General features: G+C 73.8%; 14 protein-coding genes. 6 read left to right on the top strand and 8 right to left on the bottom strand.

Annotated features, from left to right (window positions below):
• Positions 1-219: 219 nt before the first annotated feature.
• Together ACFC1F_RS36770 and ACFC1F_RS36775 are read right to left on the bottom strand one after the other, a co-directional pair.
• Positions 220-672, bottom strand: a complete 453-nt coding sequence (locus ACFC1F_RS36770) for a GNAT family N-acetyltransferase (RefSeq protein WP_376165116.1) — start codon at positions 670-672, stop codon at positions 220-222.
• Between the two features lie 154 nt (positions 673-826).
• Positions 827-1,615, bottom strand: coding sequence for a VOC family protein (locus tag ACFC1F_RS36775; protein ID WP_376165118.1), 789 nt, complete (start codon positions 1,613-1,615; stop codon positions 827-829).
• Between the two features lie 155 nt (positions 1,616-1,770).
• Between ACFC1F_RS36775 and ACFC1F_RS36780 the strand changes: the two genes are divergently transcribed.
• The 3 genes from ACFC1F_RS36780 (at position 1,771) to ACFC1F_RS36790 (ending at position 6,756) form a co-directional block, all read left to right on the top strand.
• The gene (locus ACFC1F_RS36780; RefSeq protein WP_376165120.1) at positions 1,771-4,008 is read left to right on the top strand and encodes an ATP-dependent RecD-like DNA helicase; all 2,238 of its coding nucleotides are present in this window, start codon (positions 1,771-1,773) and stop codon (positions 4,006-4,008) included.
• Between the two features lie 224 nt (positions 4,009-4,232).
• Entirely contained in the window at positions 4,233-5,522 is a 1,290-nt protein-coding gene (locus ACFC1F_RS36785) for a citrate synthase (RefSeq protein ID WP_209411568.1), read from the top strand.
• Positions 5,523-6,036: 514 nt separating this feature from the next.
• Positions 6,037-6,756 carry an SDR family NAD(P)-dependent oxidoreductase gene (locus ACFC1F_RS36790; RefSeq protein ID WP_376165122.1) on the top strand — a complete coding sequence of 240 codons (720 nt, stop codon included), beginning with the start codon at positions 6,037-6,039 and terminating at the stop codon, positions 6,754-6,756.
• Between the two features lie 82 nt (positions 6,757-6,838).
• On the opposite strand, the gene ACFC1F_RS36795 is transcribed toward ACFC1F_RS36790, so the two are convergent.
• The 3 genes from ACFC1F_RS36795 to ACFC1F_RS36805 all read right to left on the bottom strand — a co-directional run bounded on the left by ACFC1F_RS36795 (position 6,839) and on the right by ACFC1F_RS36805 (position 10,690).
• A complete protein-coding gene (locus ACFC1F_RS36795) occupies positions 6,839-9,223 on the bottom strand; it encodes a heavy metal translocating P-type ATPase (RefSeq protein ID WP_376165124.1) in 2,385 nt (794 codons plus the stop codon).
• A gap of 70 nt (positions 9,224-9,293) precedes the next feature.
• Positions 9,294-9,512 (bottom strand): heavy-metal-associated domain-containing protein, encoded by a 219-nt coding sequence (locus ACFC1F_RS36800; RefSeq protein ID WP_209411574.1) that lies wholly within the window; start codon positions 9,510-9,512, stop codon positions 9,294-9,296.
• 239 nt (positions 9,513-9,751) lie between these two features.
• Positions 9,752-10,690 carry a PrsW family intramembrane metalloprotease gene (locus tag ACFC1F_RS36805; protein ID WP_376165126.1) on the bottom strand — a complete coding sequence of 313 codons (939 nt, stop codon included), beginning with the start codon at positions 10,688-10,690 and terminating at the stop codon, positions 9,752-9,754.
• A gap of 161 nt (positions 10,691-10,851) precedes the next feature.
• Between ACFC1F_RS36805 and ACFC1F_RS36810 the strand changes: the two genes are divergently transcribed.
• Complete coding sequence (locus ACFC1F_RS36810) at positions 10,852-12,027, top strand: PP2C family protein-serine/threonine phosphatase (protein WP_376165128.1); 1,176 nt, start codon at positions 10,852-10,854, stop codon at positions 12,025-12,027.
• On the opposite strand, the gene dhaL is transcribed toward ACFC1F_RS36810, so the two are convergent.
• Positions 12,018-12,650, bottom strand: coding sequence for a dihydroxyacetone kinase subunit DhaL (gene dhaL, locus ACFC1F_RS36815; protein ID WP_376165130.1), 633 nt, complete (start codon positions 12,648-12,650; stop codon positions 12,018-12,020). The two genes, ACFC1F_RS36810 and dhaL, sit on opposite strands and share 10 nt — an antisense overlap.
• Before the next feature lie 16 nt (positions 12,651-12,666).
• The gene (gene dhaK, locus ACFC1F_RS36820) at positions 12,667-13,662 is read right to left on the bottom strand and encodes a dihydroxyacetone kinase subunit DhaK (protein WP_209411580.1); all 996 of its coding nucleotides are present in this window, start codon (positions 13,660-13,662) and stop codon (positions 12,667-12,669) included.
• A gap of 147 nt (positions 13,663-13,809) precedes the next feature.
• Here dhaK and dhaM point away from each other — a divergent pair, with 147 nt between their 5' ends.
• Positions 13,810-14,202: a dihydroxyacetone kinase phosphoryl donor subunit DhaM gene (gene dhaM, locus ACFC1F_RS36825; protein WP_376165132.1), complete on the top strand. Its 393-nt coding sequence runs from the start codon at positions 13,810-13,812 to the stop codon at positions 14,200-14,202.
• A 114-nt stretch (positions 14,203-14,316) separates the two neighbouring features.
• Here the strand turns inward: dhaM and ACFC1F_RS36830 are convergent, their stop codons facing one another.
• A complete protein-coding gene (locus ACFC1F_RS36830) occupies positions 14,317-16,032 on the bottom strand; it encodes a bifunctional 3'-5' exonuclease/DNA polymerase (RefSeq protein WP_376165134.1) in 1,716 nt (571 codons plus the stop codon).
• 220 nt (positions 16,033-16,252) lie between these two features.
• Here ACFC1F_RS36830 and ACFC1F_RS36835 point away from each other — a divergent pair, with 220 nt between their 5' ends.
• Positions 16,253-18,277, top strand: a complete 2,025-nt coding sequence (locus tag ACFC1F_RS36835; protein WP_376165136.1) for a M3 family metallopeptidase — start codon at positions 16,253-16,255, stop codon at positions 18,275-18,277.
• The last annotated feature ends 77 nt before the right edge of the window (positions 18,278-18,354 follow it).

The following is an 18,354-nucleotide window of genomic DNA, read 5'->3' on the forward strand; positions in this document are numbered from 1 at the left end:
ACCCGGAAGCTAAGCCTCACAGCGCCGATGGTACTGCAGGGGGGACCCTGTGGGAGAGTAGGACGCCGCCGAACAATCATTCACAGAGAACCCCCACCCGGATCCCGGGTGGGGGTTCTTTGCGTTTCCCGGAGTTCTGCGTTTCCCGGAACGGCAACCCACCGGAATCGGGTGCATGCCGGAATCGGTTGCGCGCCGGGGTCACGGCACGCCCCCCGGTTACAGCGCGAGTTTGAAGCCGAGGTGCGAGCCGACGAATCCGAGGCGCTCGTAGAACCGGTGGGCGTCGGTGCGGGTCGCGTCCGAGGTGAGCTGGACGAGGTCGGCTCCGAGTTCGCGGGAACGGTCGACCGCCCACCGGATCAGTTCGGTGCCGAGGCCGCTGCCACGCTCGTCGGCGTGGATCCGGACCGCCTCGATGATCGTCCGGGTGGAGCCCTTGCGGGAGAGGCCGGGGACGACGGTCAGCTGGAGGGTGCCGATGGTCCGGCCGGCGCGCTCGGCGACGACCAGGTGCTGGTTCGGGTCGGTGTCGATGCGGGCGAAGGCCTCGCGGTAGGGGGTGAGGTCGTCGGGGCTCTCGCGGGCGGCGCCCAGGGGGTCGTCGGCGAGCATGGCCACTATCGCGGGCAGGTCCTCGGAGGTGGCACGGCGGATCGTCAGGTCGGTCATGATCACAGCCTAGGCGGGCGCGTGAGGCCCCGGCCCGCCCGCCGTCCGCCCTGTCTCCCACCCGCACCCCTGCGCGTGCCCCTCAGCGGCCGTCCAGGGCCGTCCAGGCCCTTTCAGAGCGGCGTCCGGCCTCCGCCGGTGGGGTGATCCGGCGTCACCCGCCCTCCACCGAGCTGGTGATGACCGCGAAGGCGGCGCCGTGCGGGTCGGTGAGCTGGGCGAGGCGGCCGACGCCGTGCACGTCGGTCGGGGCGGTGCGGACGGTCGCGCCCAGCTGTCCGGCGAGGGCGACGGCGGCGTCCACGTTGGGCACCTCGATGTAGGGGAGCCAGTGCGAGGTGGTGCCGGCGGCGGTGTGCTCGGGGCCGAGCTGCACGATGCCGCCGTGGGCGTCCTCCGTTCCGCCGCCGGCCGGGGTGAGGACGGTGTACATCACGTCGCCGAGCGGGACGTCCTGCTCCTGCCAGGCGAAGACGGCGCGGTAGAAGGCCTTGGCCGCTTCGGCGTCGACGCTGAAGCACTCGGCCCAGCAGAAGGTGCCGGGCTCGTCGACGACGTCCAGGCCCGGGGTGTCGCGCGGCTCCCAGACGGCGAAGGCGGCGCCGGTCGGGTCGGTGTAGCCGGCCGCCCGTCCGTCGGTGAAGACGGTGAACGGGGCGAGGCGGACCTTGCCGCCGGCGGCCTCGACCAGTTCGGTGGTCCGGTCGGCGTCGGCGGTGCAGAAGTAGACCGTCCAGCCGGGGCGGGCCGCCTCGCCGCCCGGGCCGAGGGCGGCGACGGTGCGGCCGTCCTGCCGGAAGAAGCCGTAGCCGCCGGATTCCGGGCCGGCCGGTTCGAAGGTCCAGCCGAACACGGTGGAGTAGAAGGCGACGGAGGCGGGGGCGTCCGGGCTGGTGAGGTCGAGCCAGTTGGGCGAGCCGGGGGCGAAGGCGGTGGTGAGCATGGCGGTGCTCCTCGGGCGTATGCCGGTCGCGACGGGGCGCGGGCAGGGTGCGGGCCCCCCTCCGGGGCTACCAGCCTGGCACCTGGTCCCGGGCTGTCGCACCCGGGCGGTACGGTGCGTAGCGGAACTGCACCCGCATTGGTGAAGGGGGCCCGGTGGCCAGGCAGACGCAGCAGACGCAGCAGGGCCCGCCGCGCCAGCTCGCCCAGGTCGAGGGTGTGCTGGAGCGGATCACGTACGCCAACGAGGAGACCGGCTACACGGTCGCCCGGGTGGACACCGGTCGCGGCGGCAACGACCTGCTGACGGTGGTGGGCGCGCTGCTGGGGGCGCAGCCGGGGGAGTCGCTGCGGCTGCACGGGCGGTGGGGGTCGCACCCGCAGTACGGCAAGCAGTTCGTGGTGGAGAACTACACGACGGTGCTGCCCGCGACGATCCAGGGCATCCAGCGTTACCTCGGCTCGGGGCTGATCAAGGGGATCGGGCCGCGGTTCGCCGAGCGGATCGTCGAGCGCTTCGGGGTGGAGACCCTGGAGGTGATCGAGAACGAGCCGGGCCGGCTGATCGAGGTGCCGGGGCTCGGGCCGAAGCGGACGAAGAAGATCGCGGTGGCCTGGGAGGAGCAGAAGTCCATCAAGGAGGTGATGGTCTTCCTGCAGGGGGTCGGCGTCTCCACGTCCCTCGCGGTGCGGATCTACAAGCAGTACGGGGACGGCTCGATCGGGGTGGTGAAGAACGAGCCGTACCGGCTGGCGTCGGACGTCTGGGGCATCGGCTTCCTGACGGCGGACCGGATCGCGCAGGCGGTGGGGATCCCGCACGACAGCCCGGAGCGGGTGAAGGCGGGGCTGCAGTACGCGCTGTCGCAGAGCACCGACCAGGGGCACTGCTACCTGCCCGAGGAGCGGCTGATCGCGGACGGGGTGAAGCTGCTCCAGGTGGACGTGGGCCTGGTGATCGACTGCCTGGCGGAGCTGGTGGCCGCCGAGGGGGTGGTGCGGGAGTCGGTGCCGGGGGAGGGCGGCGAGCCGATCACCGCGGTGTACCTGGTGCCGTTCCACCGGGCGGAGATCTCGCTGGCCAACCAGCTGTTGCGGCTGCTGCGGGCGGATTCGGACCGGATGCCGTGGTTCGCGGACGTGGACTGGCCGGTGGCGCTGGGGTGGCTGGCGAAGCGGACCGGGGCGGAGCTGGCGCCGGAGCAGGAGCAGTCGGTGCGGCTGGCGCTGACCGAGAAGGTCGCGGTGCTGACGGGCGGTCCGGGCTGTGGCAAGTCGTTCACGGTGAAGTCGATCGTGACGCTGGCGCTGGCGAAGCGGGCCAAGGTGGTGCTGGCGGCGCCGACCGGCCGGGCGGCGAAGCGGCTGGCGGAGCTGACCGGGGTGGAGGCGTCGACGGTGCACCGGCTGTTGGAGCTGAGGCCGGGCGGGGACGCCGCGTACGACCGGGACCGGCCGTTGGACGCCGACCTGGTGGTGGTGGACGAGGCGTCGATGCTGGATCTGATCCTGGCGAACAAGCTGGTCAAGGCGGTGGCGCCGGGAGCGCACCTGCTGTTCGTGGGGGACGTGGACCAGCTGCCGTCGGTGGGCGCGGGCGAGGTGCTGCGGGACCTGCTGGCGGACGGCGGGCCGGTCCCGTCGGTGCGGCTGACCAGGATCTTCCGGCAGGCGCAGCAGTCGGGGGTGGTGACGAACGCGCACCGGATCAACGAGGGGCTGCCGCCGTTGACGGAGGGGCTGGCGGACTTCTTCCTGTTCGTGGAGGACGATGCCGAGCGCGCGGCCGGGCTGACGGTGGACGTGGTGGCGCGGCGGCTCCCGCAGCGGTTCGGGTTCGACCCGCGGCGGGACGTCCAGGTGCTGGCGCCGATGCACCGGGGGCCGGCGGGTGCGGGGAACCTGAACACGCTGTTGCAGGCGGCGGTGACGCCGGCGCGGGAGGGGCTGGCGGAGCGGCGTTTCGGCGGGCGGACGTTCCGGGTGGGGGACAAGGTGACGCAGATCCGGAACAACTACGACAAGGGGCGGAACGGGGTCTTCAACGGCACGGTGGGGGTGGTGACCTCGCTCAGCGTGGACGACCAGCGGCTGACCGTTCTCACCGACGAGGACGAGGAGGTGCCGTACGACTTCGACGAGCTGGACGAGTTGGCGCACGCGTACGCGGTGACGATCCACCGGTCGCAGGGGAGCGAGTATCCGGTCGTGGTGATTCCGGTCACCACGTCCGCGTGGACGATGCTCCAGCGGAATCTGCTCTACACGGCTGTGACCAGGGCAAGGAAACTGGTCGTGCTGGTCGGGTCACGCAAGGCGATCGGGCAGGCCGTTCGGACCGTCAGCGCAGGTCGGAGGCACGCCGCGCTGGATCACCGGCTGGCCACTGGATGATTCTCCAACGGATGGTTGCCTCTATTGTTCTCTTGACGTGAAGAGATTTACGGCAGAGCCTGGTGGGGTGCCGATCTTGTCCGGTTCGTACCGGCTGCGGCGGCAGGTTTTGTAGGGGCGGTCCCTTTCGGGCCACCCCGGGTGCGCGGCTGTCCGCCAGATGGGGGATGGTAGAGACAGTCAGGGCACCTTGGAAGAGGATTCATTTCGTCGGTGAGGAAGACGTGAGCGACAACTCGGTAGTACTGCGGTACCAGGACGGCGAGTACGAGTACCCCGTCGTCGAGAGCACTGCGGGCAACGCCGGCTTCGACATCTCGAAGCTGCTCCCGCAGACCGGCCTGGTCACCCTGGACAACGGCTTCGGTAACACCGCCGCGTACAAGTCCGCGATCACCTTCGTGGACGGCGACAACGGCATCCTGCGCTACCGCGGCTACCCGATCGAGCAGCTCGCCGAGCAGGGCAGCTTCATCGAGACCGCGTACCTGCTGATCAACGGCGAGCTTCCGACGGCCGACCAGCTGTCGGAGTTCAACCGCGAGATCACCCAGCACACGCTGCTGCACGAGGACGTCAAGCGCTTCTACCAGGGCTTCCCGCGGGACGCCCACCCGATGGCGATGCTGTCGTCCGTGGTCGGCGCGCTGTCCACGTTCTACCAGGACAGCCACAACCCGTTCGACGCCGCCCAGCGTCACCTGTCGACGGTCCGTCTCCTGGCGAAGCTGCCGACCATCGCGGCCTACGCGTACAAGAAGTCGGTCGGCCAGCCGTTCGTCTACCCGCGTAACGACCTGAGCTACGTCGAGAACTTCCTGCGGATGACCTTCGCGGTGCCCGCCGAGGACTACGAGCTCAACCCGGTCGTCGTCAACGCCCTGGACAAGCTGCTGATCCTGCACGCGGACCACGAGCAGAACTGCTCGACCTCCACGGTCCGCCTGGTGGGCTCCAGCCACGCCAACCAGTTCGCCTCGATCTCGGCCGGCATCTCGGCGCTCTGGGGCCCGCTGCACGGCGGCGCCAACCAGGCCGTGCTGGAGATGCTGGAGAGCATCCAGAAGGACGGCGGCGACGTCGACGCGTTCATCCGCAAGGTGAAGAACCGCGAGGACGGCGTCAAGCTGATGGGCTTCGGCCACCGCGTGTACAAGGCGTTCGACCCGCGCGCCGCGCAGGTCAAGCTGCTGGCGCACGAGGTGCTCGGCCAGCTCGGCAAGTCCGACGAGCTGCTCGACATCGCGCTCAAGCTGGAGGAGCACGCGCTCAAGGACGACTTCTTCGTCTCGCGCAAGCTCTACCCGAACGTGGACTTCTACACCGGCCTGATCTACCGCGCCATGGGCTTCCCGACCAGCATGTTCACCGTGCTGTTCGCCCTCGGCCGGCTGCCGGGCTGGATCGCCCACTGGCACGAGATGATCAACGACCCGACCAGCCGGATCGGCCGTCCGCGCCAGATCTACACCGGCACCGCGATCCGCGACTACGTGGAGCTCGGGGCCCGCTAGGCACTCGCCTACGCAGGACCACGAAGGGCCCGGCCACCGGCCGGGCCCTTCGCCGTCACCCGCGAGGGTGGAAACGTACGGCGCACGACTCCGGGGGCGGCCGCAGCCCGGGACGGCCGCTCAAAGCGTCCCAGACCCGCCACTCCCCGGCGCCGTGCGCGAAGGCCACCGACAGGTCGGCGACCGTCCCGGGGCCCGCCGGAGCCCCGTCGGCGACAGTGGTGCCGCGCGGAGACGTGAAGCCGTTCGCCACGTCACCGCCCACCGGAAAAATCTGCCGCACTACCAACCTAAGACGTATCAGCGTGCGAGAAGTTACGCCCGGGGGGTGTGAGCTGCCTCTCGCCACGCTCCGTGTGCGCGCGGTGCCCGTCCCATATCACACCTTCCGCGGGCGGCTACGTCACCCTCCCCGCAGTCACGGCAACCGAGCGTGATAGTAATCGTGGCATTCCGGTACGGACCGCCCCGCACCCTCGCAGCGTGGCGGCGGAACTGGGGAGGGAGTGCGCAGATGGCCAGGAACGTGGTTGTCACCGGCGGTGGCACGGGGATCGGGTACGAGGTGGCCCGTCGCTTCGCCGAGGCGGGCGAACGGGTCGTGATCGTCGGCCGCCGGCGGGCGGTGCTCGAACAGGCCGCGGCCGACCTCGGGCCGAACGTCACCCCACTGGTCTGCGACCTCGCCGACCCGGACGCCGTCGAGGCCGCGCTCGGTGAACTGCCCGAGCGGATCGACGTGCTGGTGAACAACGCGGGCAGCCGGGAGACCGTGATCGGCGGCGGGCCGCACGCCCTGCTGGCCCGCTGGCGCGGCGACTTCGAGCGGAACGTGCTGACCGTGGTGCTGCTCACGGAGTCCGTCCGGGACCGGCTCACCCCGGGCTCCGGCCGGGTGGTCACCGTCAGCTCGATCGCCGCGCTGCGCGGGGCCGGCTCGTACGGGGCCTCCAAGGCCTCGCTGCACGCCTGGAACCACTTCCTGGCCGCCCAGCTCGGGACGTCGGGGATCACCGCCAACATCGTCGCCCCGGGCACGGTGGCGGGCACCGAGTTCTTCGGCCCGCGGCTGGACGAGGCCGAGGTCTCCCGGCGGGCCGCCAGGACGCTGCTGGGCCGGATCGGGGAGGCCGGTGAGGTGGCTGCGGCGGTCTACTTCCTGGCCTCGCCGGAGGCCGGGTTCGTCACCGGGGAGATCCTGCACTGCAACGGCGGCGAGCTGCTGGGCCGTTGAACGGACGCGCCGACGCGGACGGGCCCGGACCACGGGGTGGTGTGGTCCGGGCCCGTCCGTCCGTTTCCGTGCGGTCGGACCGTCAGGCGGCCCGGAAGCGGCGCAGCCGGAGGCTGTTGGTCACCACGAAGACCGAGGAGAAGGCCATCGTGGCGCCGGCGATCATCGGGTTGAGCAGCCCGGCGGCGGCGAGGGGTATCGCGGCGACGTTGTAGCCGAAGGCCCAGAAGAGGTTGCCCCTGATGGTGGCCAGGGTCCGGCGGGAGAGCCGGATGGCGTCGGCGGCGGAGCGCAGGTCGCCCCGGACGAGGGTGAGGTCGCCGGCCTCGATGGCGGCGTCGGTGCCGGTGCCCATGGCGAGGCCCAGGTCGGCCTGGGCGAGGGCGGCCGCGTCGTTGACGCCGTCACCGACCATGGCGACGACCCGGCCCTCGGCCTGGAGGCGCCGCACGGTGGCGACCTTCTCCTCCGGCAGCACCTCGGCGATCACGTCCTGCGGTCCGATGCCGACCTCGGCCGCCACGGCCGCGGCCACGGCGGCGTTGTCACCGGTCAGCAGGACCGGGCGCAGACCCAGCCCGCGCAGGTCGGCGACGGCCTCGGCGCTGGTGGGCTTGACCGCGTCGGCGATCTCCAGCACGGCGCGCGCGGCGCCGTCCCAGCCGACCGCGACGACCGTGCGGCCGGCGGCCTCGGCGTCCGCCTCGGCCCGGGCGAGTTCCGGCGGGAGCGCCAGCGCGCGCCCGGCCAGCAGGGAGGCGCGCCCGGCGACCACGGTGCGGCCCTCGACGGTTCCCTGCACTCCGAGGCCGGGGAGGCTCTCGAACTCCTCCACGGCGGGCGGCTCGCCCGTCCGGGCGGTGGCGGCCGCGGCGATCGCGGCGGCGATCGGGTGCTCGGAGGCGTGCTCGACGGCGCCGGCCAGCCGCAGGGCCTCGTTCTCGGTGACGCCCTCGGCGGTGTGGACGGCGAGCAGGGTCATCCGGCCGGTGGTGACGGTGCCGGTCTTGTCCAGGACGACGGTGTCCACCCGGCGGGTCGACTCCAGCACCTCCGGCCCCTTGATCAGGATGCCGAGCTGGGCGCCGCGGCCGGTGCCGACCATCAGGGCGGTCGGGGTGGCCAGGCCGAGTGCGCACGGGCAGGCGATGATCAGCACGGCGACGGCCGCGGTGAAGGCCTCGGTGGGGTTGTCGGAGGTCAGTAGCCACCCGACCAGGGTGGCGAGCGCGATCAGGATGACCGTCGGCACGAAAACGGCGGAGATCCGGTCGGCCAGCCGCTGGACGGCGGCCTTGCCGTTCTGGGCCTCCTCGACCAGCTGGGCCATCCGGGCGAGCCGGGTGTCGGCTCCGACCCGGGTGGCCTCGACCACCAGGCGGCCGCCGGCGTTGACGGTGGCACCGGTGACGGCGTCGCCGACGGCGACCTCGGCGGGCACGGACTCGCCGGTCAGCATCGAGGCGTCCACGGCGGAGGCCCCCTCGACGACCACGCCGTCGGTGGCGATCTTCTCGCCCGGGCGGACCACGAAGCGCGTCCCGACGGTCAGCCGGTCCACCGGCAGCCGGACCTCGCGCCCGCCCACCCGTCGCCCACCACCACCCTCAACCGAGGACGCTTCGCGTCCGCCCCCGCCCACCCGTCGCCCACCACCACCCTCAACCGAGGACGCTTCGCGTCCGCCCCCGTCGTCCTGGAGGACGGAGACCTCCTTGGCACCGAGGTCGAGCAGGGCGTGCAGGGCGGCACCGGCCCGGCGCTTGGAGCGTGCCTCCAGGTAGCGGCCGAGCAGGATCAGCACGGTGACGCCGGCGGCCGTCTCCAGGTACAGGGTGGAGGAGGCGTCGGTGGCGCCGACCGAGAGCGAGAACGGGTGCCGCATCCCGGGCATGCCGGCGTCGCCCCAGAACAGGGCCCAGAACGACCAGCCGAAGGCGGCCAGGGTGCCGAGCGAGACCAGGGTGTCCATGGTCGCGGCGCCGTGCTTGAGGTTGGTCCAGGCGGCGCGGTGGAACGGCAGCCCGCCGTAGACGACGACCGGGCCGGTGAGCGCGAAGGCCAGCCACTGCCAGTTGGTGAACTGCATCGACGGGATCATCGACAGCATGACCACCGGGACGCTCAGCACGGCGCCGATCAGCAGGCGGTCCAGCAGGGGGTCGGCCGGGGGCTGCCCGGGCGCGGCGTCCGGCCCGCCGGTCACGGGCTCGGGGGCGGCCGGCGGCGGGGGGAGCTCGGCGGTGTAGCCGGTGTTCTCGATGGTGGCGATCAGGTCGGCCACGCCGACCCCGGGCCCGAAGTCGACCCGGGCCTTCTCGGTGGCGTAGTTGACGCTGGCCTGGACGCCGTCCATCCGGTTGAGCTTCTTCTCGATCCGGGCGGCGCAGGAGGCGCAGGTCATCCCGCCGATGGACAGCTCGACGCGGTCCGTCAGTCCGGCCACTCCAGGGGCGGAGGTGCTCATGATGATCGGCTCCTTGGTCGGAGGGTACGGCGGGAGCGCCGGGTGCGGGCCCCCGCCGTACGCGCGGGGCTCAGACGGACCGGCCGACCAGCTCGTAGCCGGCCTCGTCGACGGCCGCGCGGACCTGCTCGTCGTCCAGCTCGGCCGTCGCGAGGACCGTCACGGTACCGGCCTTGGCGTCGGCCGCCACCTCGGTGACACCGGTGAGGGCGGAGAGCTCCTTGCTGACCGAGCTCTCGCAGTGGCCGCAGCTCATGCCGGTCACGGTGTAGGTGATGGTGCTGGACATCGGGGCCTCCAGGAGGTCTGGACCGCCGCGGGCGTGCGCCCGGGCTGCTCTGCTGATAACACCATACCCCTGCGGGGTATTCCCCGGGGAAGGGGGCGGCGTGGTGCGGATCGCGCCCGGCCGCCGGGGCGGCGCGGACGAGGTCCGAGAGCTGAGCGTATGCGCCTGAACACGCCGCGCCCGAATCCGCGCCGGGTGGCGGGCGGATTCGGGCGCGGTCCGCGCCGACGCCGGGCGGCTCAGGCGGGCGCCGCCGGGTACTGGGCCGGGATCGCCGCGCGCTCGCGGCGGACCAGCAGCCGCAGCCAGACCAGGCCTCCGAGCGCGACCACGACCAGCCCCAGGGTGTCGTACAGCGTGTAGAGGTGGACCTGCCCGCTGGTCGGGTCCGGCATGTGGCCGAGGTCGAACAGGGCTCGCTGCCAGTCGCTGGTGGTGGTCCTCGCGACCAGCCAGACCGCGATGCCGCTCATCGAGTCCCAGAGCGCGTGCAGCAGTGCGACGCCGAGATAGGTGAGCACGACCGGAAGGGTGAGGCGGAAGCGGCCGCCGCGCCGCTCGCGGAAGAGCACCCCGCCGAGGATGGCCGTCCACAGGATGTGGCCGACCGGCGCCAGCACCCCGCGCAGGATCTCGGTCTCCACCAGGTTCCTCAGCGAGAGGCTCTGGAGGCTGAGTACGGCGTTGAACGCGTAGCCGGCGCTCTCGAAGGCGGCGAAGCCGGCGCCGACGGTGGCGCCCAGCACCAGTCCGTAGCGCAGTCCGCCGACCCGCAGGTGCCGGCAGACCAGGACCAGGGCGGCGAGCTTGACCGCCTCCTCGATCAGGCCGACGCCGAGGTACATCCAGACGGAGGGGGAGAGCAGGTAGGTCTCCAGCACCGAGGCGCCGAGGACGCCGATGATGCCGCCGACGCCGAAGCAGGCGAGGATCCGGTCCGCGCCCAGGTCGGCGGCGTAGCGCTCGTACGCCCAGACGACCATCGTGGCCGGTACGAGGAAGCTGCCGAGGAGCACGATCGTCGGCACCAGGTTGCTGTTGCCGGTGGCGAAGGTGACGGCGACCGTGGCGACCCAGAGCAGTAGGCCGGTCAGGAAGACCCTGAGCCACTGGTCGGGGCGCGCCGTCGTGCGCGCCCGCGGGCCGGAGATGTGGCGGGTGTTGTGGTACTCGGACACCGGTGATGACCTCCCTTGCCTAGCCGCTTTCGTCGCACTGTATGACAAAACGGCCATATCGGTACCGGTCCGCCCAGTGCGGGTCCGGCAGGTCGGGCCGGCGGGTCGGGCCGCCCCCGGGTGCGGGGGTGGGGTGGCTGATCGTCCGTTATGTTCGGTATGTGTTCCCGATCCGTCGAGCCCAGTCGCCCACGGCCCCGACGGCCGAGGGGCTGCCACCGGACCGCAAGCGCGGCGCCCTGCTGGCCGCCGACCTCCAGGACGTGCCGTTCTGGCGCCGGGCCACGCCGGCCGCGGTCGCGATCCTGCTGGTCGGCCTGGCCGACCTGCTCTCCGGCAAGGACCGCTACCTCGCGCCGCTGATGACGGTCGTCCCCACCATCGCCGCGCTCACCCTGCGCCCGCTCGAACTGCTGCTGGTCTGCTCCTTCGGCCTGTTCGCGGTGTTCGGCCTCAGCCACTACGACGAGGTCGACAACGTCAACGACGAGCGCTTCCTCTACGGCGCGATGGTCAGCTACCTGCTGCTCACCGTGTTCTCCGCCTGGGTCGCCCACCTCCGGATGCGCCGGGCCGCGGCCTTCGCGGCCGTCAGCTCCGTCGCCGAGGCCGCCCAGCGGGCCCTGCTGCGCCTGCCCGGCCCGGTCGTCGGGCCGCTGAACCTCGCGGTGCGGTACGTCTCCGCCGCCGACGCCTCGCGCATCGGCGGGGACCTCTACTCCGTCCTGGAGACCCCGCACGGCACCCGGGTGGCGGTCGGGGACGTCCGCGGCAAGGGGCTGGGCGCCGTCCAGACCGCCGCCGTGGTGCTCGGCGCCTTCCGCGAGGCCGCGTACGACGAGTCCGGGCTGCGCGGGGTGGCCGCCCGGATCGAGGCCAGCGTCGAGCGGCACGCGCCGGACGGGGAGTTCACCACCGCCCTGTTCGCCGAGTTCCGCACGCCGGGCGTGATGGAGCTGCTCCAGTACGGGCACGTCCCGCCGATCCGGGTGGACCCGGACGGCGGGGTGCACGTCCTCGACGCGCCCGACCCGTGGGTCCCGCTCGGCCTCGGCCGGCTCGCCGCCGGCGAGCCGGCCAGCTGGGACCAGCCGTTCGGCGGGGAGGACGTGCTGGTGCTCTGCACCGACGGCGTGGTCGAGGCCCGGCACCGCAGGGACGGCGGGTTCTACCCGCTGGCGGAGCGGGTCGGCCCGCTGGTGCGGGGCGCGGCCCGCTCCTCGGCGGAGCTGGAGGCGGCGGTCGGGCGGGTCTACGCCGACCTGCTGGAGCACACCGGCGGGGAGCTGAACGACGACGCCCTGCTGCTCCTGATCACCCGGACCGATCAGGCCTGAGCCGCGGTGACCTCGGCGAGGGCGCGGAAGACCAGGGCGGTGGAGGCCGCGCCCGGGTCCTGGTGGCCGATGCTGCGCGGGCCCAGGTAGGAGGCCCGGCCCTTGCGGGCCTGGAGCGGGACGGTGTCCAGCGCGCCCTGCCCGGCCGCGTCCGCCGCCGCCCCGGCCGCCCGGGGCAGGTCGGCGCCGGCCGCCACCGCGGCCCGGTAGGCGGCCAGTGCCGGGGTCCAGGCGTCCACGATGGTCTTGTCGCCCGGTTCGGCCCTGCCGAGGTCGCGCACCGCCCGGAGCCCGGCCGCCAGCGCCTCGCCGAACGCGGCCGGACCGGAAGGACCGGGCAGGGCGGCGCCCAGGGCGCGGAAGGCCTTCCCGTACAGCGGGCCGGCGGCCCCGCCGACCTTGGAGATCAGCGTGGTGCCGGTCCTGGTCAGCACCGCCCCCGGGCCGGCCGGGTCGAGGCCGTCCAGCGCGGCCAGTACGGCGGTGAAGCCGCGCAGGAGGTTGCTGCCGTGGTCGCCGTCGCCGATCGCGGAGTCCAGCTCGGTGAGCCGCGGCGCCTCCTCCTCCACGGCGGCGGCGATCGCGCGCACCCAGGCCTCGGCGAGCGGGGTGTCGAAGTCCATGTCCGTCTCCCCGCGTTCAGGCCCGCTTGAGGGCGGGGGTGTCGGCCGGCGCGTCCCAGAGCTCCAGCAGCTCGGCGTCGGCCCTGGTCAGGGTGAGGGAGAAGCCCGCCATGTCCAGGCTGGTGACGTAGTTGCCGACCAGGCTGCGGGCCACCGTGATGCCGCGCTCGGCCAGCCGGGCGGCCACCTCGCCGAAGACGATGTACAGCTCCAGCAGCGGGGTGGCGCCGAGACCGTTCACCAGGGCGATCACCTCGTCGCCCGCGGTCAGGTGGTGGTCGGCGAGGATCGTCTCCACCACCTCGGCGGCCAGCTCGCGGGCCGGGCGGAGCTTCTCCCGGCGGCGGCCGGGCTCGCCGTGGATGCCGACACCGACCTCGATCTCGTCCTCCGGCAGGTCGAAGCCGGGCTTGCCCGCCGCGGGGACGGTCGCGGCGGTCAGCGCGATCGCGAAGGAGCGGGAGGCGGCGTTCACCCGCTCGCCCAGGGCGGCCACCTCGTCCAGGGTGGCGCCGCGCTCGGCCAGCGCACCCGCGGCCTTCTCCACCAGCACGGTCGCGCCGGTGCCGCGGCGCCCGGCCGTCCAGGTCGAGTCCTCGACCGCGACGTCGTCGTCGACCAGCACCGTGCGGACCTCGATGCCCTCCTCGGCGGCCAGTTCGGCGGCCAGCTCGAAGTTCATCACGTCGCCCGTGTAGTTCTTCACCACGAGGACCACGCCCGCGCCGGAGTCCACGGCCTTCGCCGCGGCCAGCACCTGGTCCGGCACCGGGGAGGTGAAGACCTCGCCGGGACAGGCGGCGTCCAGCATGCCCCGGCCGACGAAGCCGCCGTGCAGCGGCTCGTGTCCGGACCCGCCGCCGGAGACCAGCGCGACCTTCGGCGCGGCCGGCCGGACGGCACGGGTGATCACCCGGTTCGCGAGGTCCACCGTCAACTCCGGGTGGGCGGCGGCGACTCCGGCCAGCGCGTCCTCCAGGACGCTCTCCGGGGTGTTGATCAGCTTCTTCACGGTGCTTCGCTCCCTCGGCAGACGATGCTGACCCGACGCTACGCCGGACGGGGGTCGGCGGCACGGGTTGCGACACGTGGCGGCCGGTCCCCGGAGCCGGCGGCGGGCCACTCGTGCGCAGCGGCGGGCGGCCGTAGGGTCGGCGGTATGAGCGACTACGTGGGCATCGTCCTGGTCTCGCACAGTGCGCGGTTGGCCGCCGGGCTGAAGGAGTTGCTGGGGGAACTCTCCTCCGACGCGGTGCGGGTGGTGGTGGCCGCCGGGACGGAGGAGGGCGGGCTCGGCACCAGCTACGACCTGATCGCCCGGGCCGTCGCGGAGGCGGACGGCGGGGCCGGTGTGGTGGTGCTGCCGGACCTCGGCAGCTCGGTGCTGACCGCCGTCACGGTGCTGGAGGACGAGCCACGGCCCGGGGTGGTGCTGGTGGACGCGCCCTTCGTGGAGGGCGCGGTCTCGGCGGCGGTGACCGCCTCCGCCGGGGCGGCGCTGGCCGAGGTGGTGGCGGCGGCCGAGGAGGCGCGCGCGTTCCGCAAGCTCTGAGTTCCGCGAGCTCTGAGGGGCCGGGCTCCGGGGCCCTGCCACCGGCTCCTGGCGAGGCGAGGCGAGGCGGGGCGCGGAGGGGCGCGGGCGGCGGCAAGGCCCGGGCGCGGGAAGCTACTTGGCGTCGGCGTAGCAGTCGACCACGGCGGTGCTGAGCGGGAACCGGACCGGGGTGTCCCCGAAGACCAGCCGGCGGGCCTCGTCGGCGGATGCGTCGACGGCGGCGGCCACCTCGTCGGCCAGGTTGGCGGGGGTGTGCACCACCACCTCGTCGTGCTGGAAGAAGACCAAGTGCGGCCGGTCGGCCGGATCGGCCACCGGCAGGGCGGCCAGGCGGCGGCGCAGCGCCGCGAGCAGGGCGAGCGCCCAGTCGGCGGCGCTGGCCTGGATCACGAAGTTGCGGGTGAAGCGGCCCCGGGCGCGGGCCGAGCGGCCGCCGGCGTCACCGGCGGACTCCGGGGCCTCGGTGAGGTCGAGCCAGTCGGCGGACGGCGGCGGGCAGGCCCGGCCGAGCCGGGAGGTGACCACGCCGCCGTCCTCGCCGGTGCGTGCGGCGGCCTCCACGTAGCCCATGGCGGCGGGGTAGCGGCGGCGCAGGGTGGCGAGCAGCGGGCCGATGTCGCCGCTGGTCTGCCCGTACATGGCGCCGAGCAGGCCGAGCTTGGCCTTCTCGCGGTCCCCCTGGAAGGCGGAGGCGGCGAGCGCCTCGTAGAGGTCGCCGCCGGCGGCGGTGCGGGCGAGGCCGGCGTCCTGGGAGAGGGCGGCGAGGACGCGCGGCTCCAGCTGGGCGGCGTCGGCGACGACCAGCAGCCAGCCCGGGTCGGCGACCACGGCGCGGCGCAGGATCCGCGGGATCTGCAGGGCGCCGCCGCCCCGGCTGGCCCAGCGGCCGGAGACCACGCCGCCGACCACGTACTCGGGGCGGAACCTGCCGCCGCGGGCCCAGGCGTCCTGCCACGCCCAGCCGTGCGCGGCGTGGATCCGGGAGAGCTCCTTGTAGCGGATCATCAGCTTCGCGGCCGGGTGGTCGACGGCCTTCAGCTCCCAGGAGCGGGTGGAGCCGAGCTGGATGCCCTGCTCCGCGAAGGCGCGCAGCACCTGGCTGTGCGAGTCGGGGTTGAACGGGCGCCCGCCGAGGGCCTGTTGGAGCTCGGCGGCCAGCTCGGCGAGCAGCCGGGGGCGGCTGCCGGGGATGGCCGGGCGGGGGCCGAGCAGCTCGGTGAGCAGCCGGTCGTGGACGTCGGCGCGCCAGGGCAGCCCGTCGTACGCCATCTCGGCGGCCACCAGCGCGCCGGCCGACTCGGCGGCGGCCAGCAGCCGGAACCGGGACCGCGCGCCGGGGTCGGTGATCGCGCCCAGCCGCCGCTGCTGCTCGGCGTGGACGGCGACGACGGCGGCCAGCGGATCGGCGCCGGGCGGCAGTTGCAGCCGGTCGGGGGCGAACAGGGTGTCCTGCCCGTCGTCGGACTCGGCGGAGCCGGGCTCCGGCAGGTCGGCCGGGACGGGCAGACCGCGGAGCCGGGCCCAGGCGGCGCCGAGCGAGCGCGGGGCGCCGAACCGGCCCTCGTGGGCCAGCAGCAGCGCCTCGACCAGGCGCAGGTCGTGGCAGCGGGCGAGCCGGTCGGGCAGCCGGGCGAGCAGCGGGGCGTAGGCGCTGTCGGCGGCGGCCCAGACCCAGCGCACGGCACCCGCCCGCTCGGCGTCGGCGACGGCGGCGGCCAGGTCGGCGGTGGCGGCGGGCGGGCCGAGCGGTTCGCCGGCCTCGTCGAGGGGCTGGAGCCGGCCGCCGGGGCCGTGCGGGTCGGGAACGAGGGCGATCCGGGGTGCCACGGGGGCTCCTCCTCTCGGGCGGACGGGTAGGGACCGTCTGGACGGGTGCTCGGGGGGTGGGGGCCGTCGTGACGGTCCCCGGGACCTCGACGGTAGCCGGTGGGTACGACAATGCGCCTCGGGCGCGCGTACCGGCCGGTGCGCCGCGGTCCGCGCGGTGCGCCGGGGACCGGGCCGGGGGCCGTAGGCAGCGCCGGTGACACCGCGTAGGGTCGGAAAAATGAGCGAGAACCCCTTCTTCGAGCCCAGCACCCTGGTCTACGAACTGCCGCCCTTCGCCGCGATCCGGGAAGAGCACTACCTGCCCGCGTTCGAGCGCGGGATGGCCGATCAGCTGGCCGAGATCGCCGCGATCACGGCCGACCCGGCCGAGCCGACCTTCGACAACACGCTGGTCCCGCTGGAGCGGTCGGGGGCGCTGCTGCGACGGGTCCGGGCCGTCTTCGACAACCAGGCCTCCGCGGACACCACGCCGCTGGTGGACCGGGTGGACGCCGAGACCAGCCCGAAGCTGGCGGCGCACACCGACGCGATCCTCCTGGACGCCGCGCTGTTCGCCCGGATCGACGCGCTGCACGGGCGGCGGGCCGCACTGGGGCTGGACGCCGAGTCGCTGCGGCTGCTGGAGCGGTGGCACACCGCCTTCGTCCGGGCCGGCGCCCGGCTGGGCGCCGGAGAGCAGCAGCGGCTGCGCGCGCTGAACGCCGAACTCGCCACCGCCTCGTCGGAGTTCCGGCTGAACGTGACGGCCGACTCGAAGGCCCGCGCGCTGGTGCTGGACTCCGCCGAGGAGCTGGCCGGGCTCTCGCCGGACGCGATCGCCGCCGCCGCCGAGAACGGCCGGGCGCTCGGGCACGACGGCAAGTACGTGCTCAGCCTGAAGAGCTTCTCCAACCAGACCGAGCTGGCCTTCCTCACCGACCGTTCGGTGCGCGAGCGCCTCCTGGCGGCCTCGCTGGGCCGTGCGGCCGGCACCAACGGCCCGCTGGCGATCCGGATGGCCGCGCTGCGCGCCGAGCGGGCCGCGCTGCTCGGCTACGACACGCACGCCGCGTACGTGGTGGCGGACGAGACGGCGGGCAGCGTCGGGGCGGTGGACGGGCTGCTGGCCCGGCTGGTGCCGCCGGCGGTGGCCAACGCCCGCCGCGAGGCCGCGGAGCTGGCCAAGCTGGCCGCCGCCGACGGGATCGAGGAGATCGCCGCGCACGACTGGGCGTACTACTCGGAGCAGGTGCGGCAGGCCTCGTACCAGGTGGACGCGGCGGCACTGCGCCCGTACTTCGAGCTGGAGCGGGTGCTGCGGGACGGCGTCTTCTTCGCCGCCAACCTGGCGTACGGGGTGACCTTCACCGAGCGGCCGGACCTCGTGGCGTACCACCCGGACGTGCGGGTCTTCGAGGTGTTCGAGGAGGACGGCGGCTCGCTGGGCCTCTTCCTCGGGGACTTCCACGCCCGGGCGTCCAAGCGCGGCGGGGCGTGGATGGACGAGCTGGTCACCCAGTCGGGGCTGCTGGGGAAGCGGCCGGTGGTGTTCAACAACCTGAACATCGCCAAGCCGGCGGCCGGCGAGCCGGTGCTGCTCTCGTGGGACGAGGTCCGCACGCTGTTCCACGAGTTCGGGCACGCGCTGCACGGGCTCTTCTCGGACGTCCGGTACCCGTACTTCGCCGGCACGGCGGTGCCGCGCGACTTCGTCGAGTTCCCCTCGCAGGTCAACGAGATGTGGATGGTCCGGCCGGAGGTGCTGGCCAACTACGCCCGGCACCACGTGACGGGCGAGCCGCTGCCGGACGGGCTGGTCGGGCGGATGGCCGCCGCGGAGGGCTTCGGGCAGGGCTTCCGCACCGTCGAGTACCTGGCGGCGACCCTGCTGGACTGGGCCTGGCACACCGTCCCGGCGGGCCAGGAGATCGCGGACGCCGAGGAGTTCGAGGCCGCGGCGCTGGCCAAGGCCGGTGTCGCGGTGGCGGCGATCCCGCCGCGCTACCGGACGGCGTACTTCTCGCACGTCTTCTCCGGCGGCTACAGCGCGGGCTACTACGCGTACATCTGGTCGGAGGTGCTGGACGCCGAGACGGTGGAGTGGTTCGGGACGAACGGCCGGACCGTGCGGGAGAGCGGCGAGGTGTTCCGCCGCGAGCTGCTCTCGCGCGGGGACGGCCGGGACGCGCTGGACTCCTTCCGGGCGGTGGTGGGGCGTGACCCGCAGACCGGCCCGCTGCTGGCGCGCCGCGGCCTGGCGTAGCGCCCCGCGGGGTGGCCCGCCCGCGGGCGGGCCACCCCGGGGAGTCAGCGCGGGACCAGCGTGACGGTGACCGGGGT

Origin of the sequence: Kitasatospora sp. NPDC056181 (assembly GCF_042266225.1) — a bacterium.
Lineage (GTDB): Bacteria > Actinomycetota > Actinomycetes > Streptomycetales > Streptomycetaceae > Kitasatospora.

What these genes read in the sequence shown, in the direction of transcription:
- ACFC1F_RS36770 (WP_376165116.1), bottom strand. Translation starts at nt 672, where the DNA reads ATGACCGACCTGACGATCCGCCGTGCCACCTCCGAGGACCTGCCCGCG.
- ACFC1F_RS36775 (WP_376165118.1), bottom strand. Translation starts at nt 1,615, where the DNA reads ATGCTCACCACCGCCTTCGCCCCCGGCTCGCCCAACTGGCTCGACCTC.
- ACFC1F_RS36790 (WP_376165122.1), top strand. Translation starts at nt 6,037, where the DNA reads ATGGCCAGGAACGTGGTTGTCACCGGCGGTGGCACGGGGATCGGGTAC.
- ACFC1F_RS36795 (WP_376165124.1), bottom strand. Translation starts at nt 9,223, where the DNA reads ATGAGCACCTCCGCCCCTGGAGTGGCCGGACTGACGGACCGCGTCGAG.
- ACFC1F_RS36800 (WP_209411574.1), bottom strand. Translation starts at nt 9,512, where the DNA reads ATGTCCAGCACCATCACCTACACCGTGACCGGCATGAGCTGCGGCCAC.
- dhaL (WP_376165130.1), bottom strand. Translation starts at nt 12,650, where the DNA reads ATGGACTTCGACACCCCGCTCGCCGAGGCCTGGGTGCGCGCGATCGCC.
- dhaM (WP_376165132.1), top strand. Translation starts at nt 13,810, where the DNA reads ATGAGCGACTACGTGGGCATCGTCCTGGTCTCGCACAGTGCGCGGTTG.
- ACFC1F_RS36835 (WP_376165136.1), top strand. Translation starts at nt 16,253, where the DNA reads ATGAGCGAGAACCCCTTCTTCGAGCCCAGCACCCTGGTCTACGAACTG.